Source organism: Vibrio pomeroyi (assembly GCA_041879425.1).
Taxonomy (GTDB): Bacteria; Pseudomonadota; Gammaproteobacteria; order Enterobacterales; family Vibrionaceae; genus Vibrio; species Vibrio pomeroyi_A.
This window is the reverse complement of the sequence record CP090855.1, coordinates 723,166-736,466: the sequence shown is the minus strand read 5'-3', so window position 1 is coordinate 736,466 and position 13,301 is coordinate 723,166. Positions and strand designations below refer to the sequence as shown.

Below are 13,301 nucleotides of genomic sequence, written 5' to 3'. Positions count from 1 at the left end.
TGAATGCTTATATTAACGCGCTAGAGAGCGAGTCTTAAGTTCAAAAATAATCTTTTCAGCGCTGACTTCAAATTTAAAGCGAGCATGCAATTCCGTGCTTTCTTCTGTCATCTCTGACGCTTCAAATTCAACATTGCTAGACACTTGTTTAGCAAGCTCAACGTATTTAGCAAACTCAGTTTCAATGATTGCTTTAGAGTTACCGTAAACCGTTACTTCAGCAACATCGTCGCCTTCTTTAATGATGAACCCGATTTCACCTGCGCAGCCGCAAGCCTCACATACATCGTTGTTACCCATATCTTGGCTCATAAATAATCCTCTTACAAAGTCTGAGGTTATTCTAACGAGCAATTTGAACTGTATCTACAAAAATTAAAATCTTTGAACTAATTTATACTGGTATGCTATGTTGTTTGTTGAGGGGTTAAATGAATATGTACATTCGCGCCGACAAATATGTATGTGATCTATCTCATGTTTTGTTGAAAAGCAGTGTCATTAATTTGTCAGAATATCATTCAGTTAGTTGCGTCGTAACTGATTTTATAAGACTATCTATTGCTTGATAGGTATTTATACAATGAATTTATCGTTGGGTATTTGATATTCTAAGTAGTTATTTTAGATTAACCACTTAGAGCGGTAAGGTGACTTTCGAAGGATAATTAGACAAAGTGCCCAAAGAGGCAGCACTGTAAAATTGTTCGTACAAAGTATTTGTCGGTATTTAATGGAAATACTTGCGAAAAAATACCTTGCTCACATAATGCTGATAACGATTTTCATTCTGACTTCATTTGATTGAGTTAGATGGATTTACAAAGAGAAGAGCCTGAATATGCCAAAGCGTAGTAAAGAAGATACAGAAATCACTATCCAGAAAATCATGGATGCCGTTGTAGACCAGCTACTAAGATTGGGTTACGACAAGATGTCATACACGACGTTAAGTCAGCAAACGGGCGTTTCTCGTACAGGTATAAGCCACCACTTTCCAAAGAAAACAGATTTCACAGCTGCTCTAGACGGTCGAATCTTCAAGATGTTCATGGAACACATTGATTTCGAAAACGGTCTGGATGCATTCTCTGCTAGCTGGGTTAAAGCACTTGAAGACGCTGAGTTCCTAGCAATCTTACGTTTACTTTTCCATCATATCGTTACTGCTGAAAGCGCACATGAGTTCGCGGCAAACGGTATTGATCGTCTATACAAACTGACTGAAACTCAGTTTGGCGATACTAGCGGTAAAGAACTAGAGTGGTTGATTGGTAAATCATTGATTCGTATGAGCCAATAATCAACACACAATGAAAGAAGCTCCTGAGGGGGCTTTTTTTGTGCCTATCGTTTGTGCTTTTGCTCTTTTTCTATCGAATTTACCGCGCTTTCTTCATCTGATTTTTTTGTCCAAAGGCGTTATTTCTTTTCTTTTTAACCGCTTACATTCATGCCCTTCCTTCACTCTCACGGTGATAATCTAAGTAGCCCTAATTGATAATGTTCACTTATAGAGCCTCAAACGCTCAGAATGAGACGTTTTGGGGTTCATTGCTATGGTTACTAGTAAAATTAAGTTTAAGGCGAGAGAGAGGCTATGAGCCAATAAAAAAGCCTCGAGAAAATCGAGGCTTAGAGTGACTTAATTGTTATTAGGAACGAATGCTCAAAACGAGTAAGTTCTAAATCGAGACTATTGAGCTGGGTGAACTTGAGGGAAGCTCATGGTTGGGTGCTTTTCTACAATACTTTTGTAGCCGTACACATCCTCAATCATAGAAGGTTCAAGTGCCTCCCAAGGGCTGCCATCGCAAACCAAGTTACCGTCTTTTAATACTACCAGTCGGTCAGAATACTGAGCGGCTAGGTTTAGGTCGTGCAGAACCACGATAACGGCGGCATTGTGCTTGTCGGCTAGTTCTCTCGCGATTTTTAAAGTGTTGTGCTGGTGGGCGAGATCCAGTGCTGATGTCGGTTCATCGAGCATTAAGATGCATTGGTCGCCAGAGTGGTGAAGCTGAGTTAACACTCGAGCCAAGTGAACACGCTGTTTTTCACCGCCAGATAGGGAAGGGTAGAGCCTTTCACTCAGATGAGTGACATCAGCCACATCCATTTTTTGGCTAGCGATACTCGTGAGCTTTTTATTGGACTCTTGCAGAGGAATACCACCAAGCTCGACTACTTCGTGCGCCAGAAATGGAAAGGTCAAGGTACTGTGTTGAGGAAGCATTGCCAAGTGTTTCGCCAACTTCTGCGAAGGCCACTTGTCTTTGGCGTGTCCAAAATACTGAATATCACCCGTGCTCGATATTTCCTGACATAAAGCTTTCAGCAGTGTGCTTTTTCCTGCGCCGTTTGGTCCAAGCAGTGTGGTTACCTTTCCTGCTTCAATCTCAATAGAGACGCCATCTAAAATCACTTTGCTGCCGAACTTCACTTCGATGTCGGTTGCTTTTAACGCTGCAGGAAACATTAAAGGATTCTCCCTTTCTGTTGAAATAGTAGATACAAGAAGAATGGAGCGCCGATGATTGCAGTGACAATACCCACTGGCAACTCAGCTGGTGCCAGTGCCACGCGAGAGAACATGTCCGCAGCCGTTAGCAGTAATGCGCCTAGAACCGCTGACAGGGGAAGCAGCACTCGATGATCTGGGCCTGCTAACATGCGACCTAAATGAGGGATCACAAGTCCAATAAAGCCAATCATGCCAGACAGGCTAACCGTGATACCAACGCCCGCAGCGGTCAGTAGAATCAGTTTTCGCTTAAGTTTTTGTACTGGGATGCCAAGGTGTTGCGCTTCTGATTCACCCAGTAATAGAGCATTCAAAGACATTGCTTGGCGGTAAAACACGACAAACAGACCAACGAGCGTAACCGCAGCAAGCAAAATGCCCGACCACTTTGCACCTGCCAGTGAACCCATCGACCATAGTGAAAGGTCACGCAGCATTTGGTCATCTGCAATGAAGTTTAGGAAGCCAATACCTGCGCCAGATAGGGCACTGATCGCCACACCTGCAAGCAACATGATGGTTACTGAGGTGCCGAATTTGCCAGTACCAAGCTTGTAAACCAGCAGCGTGGTTAAGGCGCCGCCCAGAAAGGCAAACACAGGTACCGCTGCAAAATTCATGAATGCCGGGTATTGAAGTGAAAGCTCTGAGAAAAGAACGATAGCCAATGCTGCGCCTAATGCTGCGCCCGCAGACACACCGATGATGCCAGGTTCCGCAAGTGGGTTTCTAAACAAACCCTGCATCACAGCGCCACAAAGCGCGAGAATGGCACCAATCAACATGCACAAGATGGTTCTAGGCAAGCGAATCTCTTGAATCACCAAGTTGATGTGAGGTGCTAAGTCATTGTCTGGTTGAATTAAGCTCGTAGCGCTGTCGGCTAAGCTAATGTTCATTGGCCCAACAGTGATCGAGTACAGTGCGACAAAGGCTAGGGTAGCACCTAGGCCTAACATCGATGTTTTCAGTGGGACGGATCGTAACAACATAAAGAGCCTCAATATCTATCGCTAACTTTTGTCTCCTTCACCAACAGCGTGAGTTAGTTGGTGAAGGGAAGTGAATTAGCGATAGCAGAAATAGGGTGGTCGAGTTATAGCGGGTAGATAAGTGCGTTTAAACGCTTAGCTTCAGAGAGACTTTCTAGGCCAAGCCCGCCAACCAAAGCACTGCCATTTACGGTAATGATTTTCTTGTTCATTCCTGCAGGCGTTGCCGCTAGCATAGGCAGTGATTTAAGGATGGCATCTGCACCGCCCATTTTCTGATAACTACGGCCGCTTACTAAAATGACATCAGGTTGCATCTCAACGAGTGATTCCATTGAAAGTGGCTTGTAAGACGTTAGGCTCTGAGCGGCAGGGTTGATACCGCCAGCTAATTCGATGATTGCGTTTGGTGATGTTTCACCGCCAGCAACGTTCGCAGGGCGACCTTCATGCAGCAACAAGAATAGAACTTTCTTCGCTTCGTTGCTTGGTACTTGGTTCGCTTTCAGTGCTGCGATCTTTTGATTCACATCGGCTTTCACTTGCTGCGAGTGGTCTTCGGTATGCGTGATCTTTGCGATTTGGTCGATACGCTTTAACAGCCCTTCAACGTTTGCTTCAGTGTTCACGATCTCGACATCGACGCCTGCCGATTTTAATTGAGAGATCGCGTTGTCTGGTCCCATTTCATCCGACCCAATCAGAGTGGTTGGTTCTAGGGCAAGCAAACCTTCAGCAGACAGGTTTCTGTGATAGCCAATCTTTGGCAGGTTTTCAGATTGAGGGAAACGACTGGTTACATCAATACCCACCAATTGTTCTTCTGCACCAAGCGCTAAAACTAATTCTGTAACAGCACTGCCGGCACTGATGATGCGAGGTTGTTCAACGTCGTTTGCCATCGCGGTTGGCGCGGCCAATGCCAAGCTCATAGCGGCCACTGAAAGGAGATGTGTCTTGGTTTTTAATTTATTGAGCACGTTTGAGTTGTTCATAATAAGTTCTTTATATTTTCTTTTTGTATCGCGAAGATACTCAGTGAGCAGTCCGTTCGCATTGTGAGTTCGAGTCGATAGAGAGGCTTAGCTCTGATTGTTTAGTCTTATCGGTCAGAAGCCAAACCTCGTGAAAATTGAGTCTTGTTTTAGCCATCGTCAGTGAGCAATTGAGTTGCTGGAATTCCGTTCTCTTGAAGGAATGAAAGCAGCTTCACTAAGTTTTCAACGTTGGCCGCTTTATCTGCGCCAATGATGATTGGCTTTTTGTCCGTTGAACCTGTCTCTTCTAACAGGGCAATCTTGAAGTTTTCCCAGTCGATGTATTCTTGGCCGTTAATCGCCCAGTAGGGCTCATGGTCTAGGATGTTGACGCTAATCGAGTCTTTGTAGACTTCAGAAACGTTTTTCACGTCAGAACTAGGCAGTTCAACTTCCAGTGACTCCAGCTTTACTGATGCCGTAAGCAATAGAAAAACCATCACGATGAAAATGATGTCGAGCAGCGGTGTTAAGTCCGGCGCTAGGCTTTGTGTGTGAGATGAGTGGGGCGTCTTAATCATGCTTGGCTCACATCACCGATAGAGGCTTTGTTGACTGGCTTACCTTGAGTATCATCAGATTGATTGGTTTGAATCGACATACCTTCTAGCCACACATTCACATAGTTCAGGGTATGTTCTAGCTGAGCGAGTACTCGGTCAGCCCAAAGGCCTAATAGCTGTGCGCCTGAAATTGCAGGAAGGGCGATCATCAAGCCTGCAGCCGTCGTTCTCATTGCTAAGCCAAGACCGTCTGCTAGGTCGTTCGGTGTGATGCTGCCTGTCGTCGCGGCAACACCTTTGAACATTTCAATAAGGCCAAGTACCGTGCCAAGCAGTCCAATCAGCGGGCTAATCACACCGATTAAACCAAGCAGCCTTAGGCCTGCGTGCAATTGGTGGCGTTTCTCTTGTAGCCAGATCCCCGCAGCATCTTCACGCAAACCTTTTGAGAAAGAGTGGTGAGCTAGCAACATCGACACGCCCTTGTACAGTAGCGGTCGTTTACCTGAAATCGACTGAGCGAGCGCTTCAATCTCTTTGCTATTGGTTGGTGAGATCTGATTGAGCTCACGACGAATGGCACGTTTGCCAACGCCAATGCTTAACATAACTTGGAAGATACGTTCTGCGATGATCATTGCTGTTAATGCAGAGCAGATAAGAAGAGGCCAAGTCATTAAGCCCAGTTGATCTTGTAAGTAACTGATTTGTTGCATGATTAATCCAACCTAAAACGAACAGGTATTTGTACTCGGTGAGCAATCGCTCGACCATTGACAGTATGAGGAGAGAATTTCCATTGTTTAATGGCATCTAAAGCGGCGTTATCGAGCATTAGTGCGCCTGATGAATTTACTAATGCTTGTTTAATTTGTTTGCCTTCTGCGTCTAACCAGATCTCATAAGTTGCGACACCTTCAACGCCACGACGTCTGGCTTGGCGAGGATAATTCGGCGGTGTAGGGCGTGCAGAGAAAGAAGGCTTAGTCACTAGCACCGGCTCTTGGTTTGATACGCCTTGGTTTACTTCCTGAGGCTGGTTGGCAGACTCGTCCATATTCTTATCGACTTTTTTGTCGGCCAGCTTCTCTGGTTGCGGTGCTGGTTCAGGGCGTTCTTTCTTCACGACCTTTTTCTCAGTCACCGGTTTCTTTTGAACCTGCTTCTTCTCGACTTTCTTTTCAACAACCTTTTTCTCTACTTTCTTCGGTTGAGGTTTATTGGTGATCGCTTTTTTCTTTGGTGTCGGTTTGGCTTTCTTTGGCTCAACGACCTTCGGCTCGACAGGTTTAGGTTCAGCTTGTGAGACAGTTTCCTCAATTGGTTTTGGTTCAACAGGTTCTGTAACCGTTTTTTGCTGAGCTTGAGAAGGAGCGCTTTTAGGCGTGAAATTGATCGATACCGTGTTCGATTGGCTACCTGCAGGCATAGCAAACACTTTGGATTCTTGAGCGACAAACAATAGCGCCGCATGAATCACCAACGATGCACCGCCTGCAATAACATATCTAGGAACGTTCACAATCAATCCTTTACCAAATCAAAATTCTGTATCGGATTATTGCTTAGAATCTAAATAAGATCAATTATCAATTGCATTATCATTTGGCTCTATTTATGATTCTCTCAGTTTTTAGCGAATAGTCTTCCAGACTTTGCTATGTAAGTGTTTAGAGAGATTATATGAGTCTTAATATTTATAAATTTGACGAATCAATCTTGGGTGTTTCTAGCCCTGATCCGCTTCGTTTTGCGTTTGCGAAAAAGCATTCTGCACATGCCGGAGGAAGTTCAATTCCGGTCGACCCGAGCAAGAAGTTGGAGCTCTTTGATGAACTGATGCTAAGTGAAGGGAAGAAACAGGATAAGCGTTGCCTGTATATCCACATTCCCTTCTGCCGTGTGCGCTGTACGTTCTGTAACTTCTTCCAAAATGCCGCAAGCCGCAAATTAGTGGATGAGTACTTCGATGCTCTGATGGTTGAGTTGAAGCAAAAAGCCAAAACGCCTTGGGCTCAGTCTGGATTATTTCACGCCGTCTACATTGGTGGTGGAACACCTACCGATCTATCGCCTCTGCAGGTAGAGCAACTAGGTAAGGCGATTCGCCAATACTTCCCGTTAGCAAACGATGTGGAAATGACTCTAGAAGGGCGCATCAATCGCTTTGGCGACGAGATGTTTGATCGTGCGCTTGAAGGTGGTTTCAACCGTTTCTCCTTTGGTATTCAAAGTTTCAACACTCAAGTTCGACGCAGCGCTAAGCGCCTAGATGACCGAGAGGTTGTGTTGGAACGTATCAGTGCTTTGAGCCGTACTGAGCAAGCCCCCATCGTTCTGGATTTACTGTACGGATTACCATACCAGTCTATGGAAGTGTTCCAACAAGATTTAGAAGACTACATGTCTACTGGTGCACACGGTATCGACCTCTACCAACTGATTGTTGGGGGTAATGCACCTATGCTTAATCTCGTTGAAAAAGGAAAAATCCCACCACCGGCCAATACGCCTGATAAGGCGAGCATGTACTTGGCGGGTGTTGAATTCATGGCCAAGCACAAGGTCAAGCAACTGAGTATGAATCACTGGACTCGCGATAACCGCGAACGCAGCATTTACAACAGCTTAGCGAAAACTTATGCCGAGGTGCTTCCAATTGGTTGTGGTGCTGGTGGCAACATTGGCGGCCACGGTGTGATGCAACATCGAACTTTAGACAGCTACATGGAGTCTATAAAACAAGGTCAGTTGCCGATTGCCATGATGACGAAGCAAAGCTCATTAGAGCCAATCTTCTCGACATTAAAGGCAGGCTTTGATTCTGGTGTTGTTAGAAGAAGTACGTTGCCGACCTTTATGGGACAAGACACGTTCGATTACTTGAAACCTCTGTTCTCACATTGGGAAAAGAATGGCTTGGTTGAGCTTTCAGAGGATTATTTGAGCTTGACTATTGCTGGCAGCTTCTGGGCAGTAAGCCTAGCTCAGAGTGTGATTCAAGTGCTTAACGCTGAATATCAAGCAATGCACCCAGCGCCGAAAGTATCAGGTTCGGGCGTTCACCCGCATGCAAGCTTGAAGCACGCTTAATATCGAATTTTAAATTTAGAACTTACGTAAATTACTCGTTTATACGGAAACATATTCAATGACAGATACAACATTAGAAATGACAGAAACTCTAGAACAACGTGTCGCTCGTATTCTAGAAGAAGAACCAAAACTGCTTCCTACTGCGATTGCTGAGAAGCTCGGTGTTACAGAGGTTGAAGTGGTTGCTGCTTTTCCAAATGACATGGCAGTGATGCTAGATGGCAGCCGTGCTCAAGAAATTCTAGAAGGTTTAGTGGGTTGGGGCCCTGTGACCACAATCGTGCATTCATTCGGATCAATCTTTGAAGTAAAAGCGCCGTTCCCTAAAGGTAAAGTAGCGCGTGGTTACTACAACCTGATGGGCAAAGAAGGCGAGCTTCATGGTCACCTAAAGTTAGACAACGTTAAACAGATCGGTTTGGTGAGCAAAGCGTTCATGGGCCGTGAAAGTCATTACTTCGGTTTCTTCAGTGAAACGGGCGAGAACATTTTCAAGATCTACCTAGGCCGCAACGAAAAGCGTGAGCTTATTGCCGACCAAGTAGAACGCTTCAAAGCGCTAAAAGCACAAGCTTAAACAGAATCAGCAGTAATAGTTTATAAGACATCAATGCTCGAGGATCGTTTAGTTCGCTAATGATCGCTCAACCTCGAGCAAAAATAATAAATCAGAGAAAGTGAATAAAGGAATTACCCATGGAACAGCAAGTAAAACAAGAACGTCTACAAGGTCGCCTAGGTCCTGAAATTAAAGAGTTTCGCCAAGAGCGCCGTACCCTTCAACTTGCAACGGTTGATGAAGAAGGTCGCCCAAACGTAAGTTACGCACCTTTCGTTCAGAACCAAGAAGGTTACTTTGTTCTAATTTCTGATATTGCTCGTCATGCTCGTAACTTGAAAGCAAACCCTCAAGTGTCTTTGATGATGATTGAAGACGAAGAGAGCTCGAAGCAGCTTTACGCACGTAAGCGTCTAACGTTTGATGCGCAAGCGAGCGTTGTAGAACGTGAAACGGAACTTTGGACTCAAGTTATCGGCCAGATGCAAGAGCGTTTCGGCGAGATCATCGACGGTCTGAGCCAGCTTCAAGATTTCTCTCTGTTCAACCTTAAAGCAGAGAACGGTCTGTTCGTGAAAGGTTTTGGTCAGGCATACCAAGTATCGGGTGACGACCTAGTAGATTTCGTTCACCTGCAAGAAGGCCACAAAAAAGTATCTAACGAGTAGTCTCGTTTAGCTGGTTATTTAAGAAGCCCTCCAATGAGAGGGCTTTTTTATGTTTACAAATCGTTGTAAACACACTGGGCGTTGATGTGAGAAAAAGCAGACTAAATCAAAGAGTTTGGTATATTGGCGTCTGATTAATATTTATGTGTAAGGATCGCTACGTGAAACCAGTAAGTCGAGATTGGGACGAGTTCTGCTACCCGTTTATTTATGAAGACAGTCCTATCTGTGATTTTGAGATTCTGTCGGACGAACTTTGTTGCCGAGTTGGGCTGGTGCTGTCTTTGGAATTGGAGCCACAAGTTCGCGAGATCCTGCAACGCCTGCAACCGAACATCTATCATTTGAATGGCTCCGTACGTGGGAAGTTAGCGATTACTGAGTCCGAACTGGTTGAGCTTAAGCAAGATTACCACCGTATCCGTGAGCAGCTAGAAGGTGGCTTCAAAGGGTTTGTATTACCTGGTGGGCATCGAGTGTCAAGCGAGCTTCACTTGTGTCGTTGTCAGGCTAAGAAAGTGGTGCGAGCTTTGGTGAGCATTGAGCACCATGAAAGCAAAAAGTCACCGGATCCGATTCTTTTTAAATACGCTAACTTAGTCGCGAACACACTGTATGCATTGGCGTCTTTCACTAATCATGTCAATGAGGTAGAGGAAGTGGAATTCGTGAGTAAGAGCTATTCGATGCCCAAAAGCTCTATGCCGAAAAAGAAAGGCTAACGATGAGCTCTATTTTGGTTAAGAGATGAAAAAGTAAGAATTGAAGAAGCTAAACCCTTTAACTTGATGTTGGTTTAGCTTCGTGAATAGCCCTAAGCAGCCGTAGAAGCGTCGTTTAAGACTTTTGCGCCGCGTAGCATGGCTTCAATTAACTCACCCGCATTGAACTTCTCAAGCGCTTCGTGAGCACCTACCTGATTAGCACGATCCACACAGATTTCACTTGAAAGTGAGGTATGCAAAATACAGTAAGCATGACTTAATGCACTGTCGTTCTGAACTTCAAACGCAAGTTCGTATCCATCCAGTCCCGGCATCTCAATGTCACTCACGAGAAGGTCAATCGCTTTACCCACGCTAGCTTGGCGTCGCATCAGATCAATCGCATCCAAACCGTTATTACAGATGCTATAAGGAATGTTGATGCTGTCTAGGGCATCAGATAGCTGCTTACGCGCAATCAAAGAGTCATCCACCAACAAGATATTTAGCGCTTTGAGGCGCTCCCTTTCTACATCGGTCAGCATTGGAATATGCGCGTTCTCGTAATCTGGGTAGATCTTAGAGAGCAGCAGTTCGACATCGAGCATTTGGACGATGCGATCTTCAAAGCGAGTAATACCCGTCACAAATACATTGCGACCGACACTCGCTGGTGGCGATTCAATACTCTTCCAATCACATTCAATGATTTTGTCGATTGAGCGAACCAAGAATGCCACGACCGTTCTTAAGCAGTCGGTCACGATGAGCACACAGTCATTGTATTCAGCGGGAGTGATCGGGCGAAAGCCAATCGCGGCAGACATATCAATCACAGGAACCGTCAGATCGCGAATGGTTACGGTGCCAATCACATGGTGATGAGAGTAGGGGATTTGGGTCATCGGTTGAAAAGGAACGATTTCCCTGACTTTAAGCGTGCCAATCGCAAAACTTTGAGTGAGGGACAATTTGAACATCAACATTCCCTGTGACTGACTCGCTTTACTGATCGGTTTGGCCATAATTGGCTCCTATTTACTACACGCTTAATTTATAAAGAATAATTTAAAGGGAAATAGCAGTCGCGGCAAGTAACTCTACTGTTTTTAGGGGCTTTAAGGCGGTTGTTTTCGGTTATAGAGTGAAGAATGGTGTTTCTTGGGTTAAAATCACGCTAAATACTCGCTGTCGATGGTTAGTCGACAAGCAGACAGCAACAAACTGAGAATTATCATGGCAAGAACAGCAGCAGCGCTTCATATTCTGGTGAAGCATAAAGAACTAGCAGAAGACATCATGACGCAGCTTAAAAAGGGCGCTAAATTTCAAACGCTAGCGAAGAAACATTCAACCTGTCCATCTGGTAAAAAGGGCGGTGACCTTGGCGAGTTCAAGAAAGGTCAAATGGTGCCTCAGTTTGATAAGGTTTGTTTCTCTGGCGAGACGCTTGTACCACATCTTGTAAAAACTAAATTCGGTTGGCACGTAGTTAAGGTTCTTTACAGAACCTAGTGTAAGATATGTGTTAGATAGAATAAAAGGAGCGTATATACGCTCCTTTTTTGTGACTTTTTGGTGCATTTAAAAGCACAATGGCTGAGTGTTCATCCCAGACGTTATGCGATAATTGGTGCTACGCCCTCAACTATCCACCGTGAGTAATTGGTAGGAGGAGGAGGGTTTTTAATGAGTAACTCATATAATAAATGCCATTCTTGAGGAAATTTATGCAGCTTTGCCTTTTAGCCTTTGCCTTTTCTAAAAAGCTGTAAACGAGTTTGGTAGGAGAACAACATGGAGAGTTCAGCTATGTTAAGCAACCCAGCGACAGATGTCATATTGCATGCCTTTGACTGGTGCTACGCTGACGTAATGAAGAACGCCCCACTGATCCAAGAGTTGGGTTATAAATCTGTTTTAGTTTCACCGGCAATGAAGTCGTTACGTGGCCCTAAAGGTTGCGACCGAGATTCTGGTACTCAATGGTGGCAACGCTATCAGCCGCAAGACTATCGTGTGATCGATAATCAGTTGGGTGACACGCAAGATTTTAAAGCGATGGTCGACACGTTAAAGCAACATGGGCTTCGTACCTATGTGGATGTGGTGTTTAACCACATGGCAAACGAATCTGGCATTCGCAGTGACTTAACGTATCCGAACCTCCAAGATATGGCGTCTTACCAAAAAGACGCTGACTACTACGAATCTATCCGTTTGTTTGGTGATCTTTCTAAACCTCTATTTGATGAAAACGACTTTGTGGAAGCGTTTGGTATCAAAAACTGGAAAGACACTTGGGAAGTGCAGAACGGACGTATTACTGGCGGAGCCAGCGATCCTGGTTTACCAACGCTGTTAGACAACGACAATGTGGTTGCACAACAGCGAGCGTACCTAAAAGCCTTGAAAGCGATTGGTGTGAAAGGCTTCCGCATTGATGCTGCGAAACACATGACACTGTCACACCTGCGTAAGGTGTGGACTGATGATATCTGTGAAGAAATGCACATCTTTGGCGAGATCATTACCGATGGCGGTGCGACGGAAGAAGAATACGAGCTGTTCCTTGAACCATACCTGAAACACACGCGTTTAGGTGCGTACGATTTCCCTCTGTTCAATACCATCTTCAAAGCCTTTGAAGAGCAGGGCAGCTTTAAGTCTCTGATCAACCCTTACTGTTTCGGTCAGGCTCTATCGAACATGCGAGCCATCACTTTTGCCGTGACCCATGACATTCCAAACAACGAGGTGTTTTTGGAACATGTGATGGACGAAGTGGACGAACGATTGGCTCATGCCTTCATTCTTGGCCGAGATGGTGGTGTACCACTGGTTTATAGTGAATTAAGCACGAGCGGTATTCTGGATCAGAATGGTCAGCCTCGTTGGCTTAACGACTGGCAAGCGCCTTACATGAAAAGCATGATTCAATTCCATAATCATGTTCATGGCGAAGCGATGCGTGTGGTTGAAGCGAATGATGATTTGCTGGTATTTGTCCGCGGCGACAAAGGCATTGTGGTGATCAACAAGTCGAAACGCAGTAAAACCGCCTCATTAAATTGGACAGGTGCGGTAACCGATTTACTGTCGGGTGATGTGTTTGAATGTGTGGGTAAGGATTTAACCATTAAGGTGGAATCGAACCAATGCATGATGTTGACGACGAATGAATTGAAACCTGTCACGAGTTAACTCGGATAGGTTAG

Annotated in this window: 15 protein-coding genes; 7 read left to right on the top strand and 8 right to left on the bottom strand. The window is 45.0% G+C overall.

Going from position 1 to position 13,301, the window contains the following annotated elements; genetic code table 11:
* Nucleotides 1-12: 12 nt before the first annotated feature.
* Complete coding sequence (locus L0992_19240) at nucleotides 13-312, bottom strand: YfcZ/YiiS family protein (protein ID XGB70149.1); 300 nt, start codon at nucleotides 310-312, stop codon at nucleotides 13-15.
* Between the two features lie 529 nt (nucleotides 313-841).
* Between L0992_19240 and L0992_19235 the strand changes: the two genes are divergently transcribed.
* A complete protein-coding gene (locus tag L0992_19235; GenBank protein XGB70148.1) occupies nucleotides 842-1,303 on the top strand; it encodes a TetR/AcrR family transcriptional regulator in 462 nt (153 codons plus the stop codon).
* Between the two features lie 393 nt (nucleotides 1,304-1,696).
* On the opposite strand, the gene L0992_19230 is transcribed toward L0992_19235, so the two are convergent.
* The 6 genes from L0992_19230 to L0992_19205 form a co-directional block, all read right to left on the bottom strand.
* Nucleotides 1,697-2,479 (bottom strand): heme ABC transporter ATP-binding protein, encoded by a 783-nt coding sequence (locus L0992_19230; protein ID XGB70147.1) that lies wholly within the window; start codon nucleotides 2,477-2,479, stop codon nucleotides 1,697-1,699.
* Nucleotides 2,479-3,516: an iron ABC transporter permease gene (locus L0992_19225; protein ID XGB70146.1), complete on the bottom strand. Its 1,038-nt coding sequence runs from the start codon at nucleotides 3,514-3,516 to the stop codon at nucleotides 2,479-2,481. Before L0992_19225 ends, L0992_19230 begins: the two co-directional genes overlap by 1 nt.
* Before the next feature lie 104 nt (nucleotides 3,517-3,620).
* A complete protein-coding gene (locus L0992_19220) occupies nucleotides 3,621-4,511 on the bottom strand; it encodes an ABC transporter substrate-binding protein (GenBank protein ID XGB70145.1) in 891 nt (296 codons plus the stop codon).
* 149 nt (nucleotides 4,512-4,660) lie between these two features.
* Complete coding sequence (locus tag L0992_19215; GenBank protein XGB70144.1) at nucleotides 4,661-5,074, bottom strand: biopolymer transporter ExbD; 414 nt, start codon at nucleotides 5,072-5,074, stop codon at nucleotides 4,661-4,663.
* Nucleotides 5,071-5,772: a MotA/TolQ/ExbB proton channel family protein gene (locus L0992_19210; GenBank protein ID XGB70143.1), complete on the bottom strand. Its 702-nt coding sequence runs from the start codon at nucleotides 5,770-5,772 to the stop codon at nucleotides 5,071-5,073. The genes L0992_19215 and L0992_19210 overlap by 4 nt, the downstream gene beginning before the upstream one ends.
* A 2-nt stretch (nucleotides 5,773-5,774) precedes the next feature.
* Nucleotides 5,775-6,578, bottom strand: coding sequence for an energy transducer TonB (locus L0992_19205; GenBank protein ID XGB70142.1), 804 nt, complete (start codon nucleotides 6,576-6,578; stop codon nucleotides 5,775-5,777).
* 161 nt (nucleotides 6,579-6,739) lie between these two features.
* On the opposite strand from L0992_19205, the gene hutW reads away from it, so the two are divergent.
* The 4 genes from hutW (at nucleotide 6,740) to L0992_19185 (ending at nucleotide 10,101) form a co-directional block, all read left to right on the top strand.
* Nucleotides 6,740-8,149: a heme anaerobic degradation radical SAM methyltransferase ChuW/HutW gene (gene hutW / locus L0992_19200; GenBank protein XGB70141.1), complete on the top strand. Its 1,410-nt coding sequence runs from the start codon at nucleotides 6,740-6,742 to the stop codon at nucleotides 8,147-8,149.
* Nucleotides 8,150-8,207: 58 nt separating this feature from the next.
* Nucleotides 8,208-8,729 (top strand): heme utilization cystosolic carrier protein HutX, encoded by a 522-nt coding sequence (gene hutX / locus L0992_19195; protein XGB70140.1) that lies wholly within the window; start codon nucleotides 8,208-8,210, stop codon nucleotides 8,727-8,729.
* A 119-nt stretch (nucleotides 8,730-8,848) separates the two neighbouring features.
* Nucleotides 8,849-9,379: a heme utilization protein HutZ gene (hutZ, locus tag L0992_19190; GenBank protein XGB70139.1), complete on the top strand. Its 531-nt coding sequence runs from the start codon at nucleotides 8,849-8,851 to the stop codon at nucleotides 9,377-9,379.
* 161 nt (nucleotides 9,380-9,540) lie between these two features.
* Nucleotides 9,541-10,101 (top strand): ATP:cob(I)alamin adenosyltransferase, encoded by a 561-nt coding sequence (locus L0992_19185; GenBank protein ID XGB70138.1) that lies wholly within the window; start codon nucleotides 9,541-9,543, stop codon nucleotides 10,099-10,101.
* Between the two features lie 92 nt (nucleotides 10,102-10,193).
* On the opposite strand, the gene L0992_19180 is transcribed toward L0992_19185, so the two are convergent.
* A complete protein-coding gene (locus tag L0992_19180) occupies nucleotides 10,194-11,108 on the bottom strand; it encodes a chemotaxis protein (GenBank protein XGB70137.1) in 915 nt (304 codons plus the stop codon).
* A 211-nt stretch (nucleotides 11,109-11,319) separates the two neighbouring features.
* On the opposite strand from L0992_19180, the gene L0992_19175 reads away from it, so the two are divergent.
* Nucleotides 11,320-11,598, top strand: a complete 279-nt coding sequence (locus L0992_19175) for a peptidylprolyl isomerase (protein ID XGB70136.1) — start codon at nucleotides 11,320-11,322, stop codon at nucleotides 11,596-11,598.
* 282 nt (nucleotides 11,599-11,880) lie between these two features.
* A complete protein-coding gene (locus L0992_19170; protein ID XGB70135.1) occupies nucleotides 11,881-13,287 on the top strand; it encodes an alpha-amylase in 1,407 nt (468 codons plus the stop codon).
* Nucleotides 13,288-13,301: the final 14 nt, after the last annotated feature.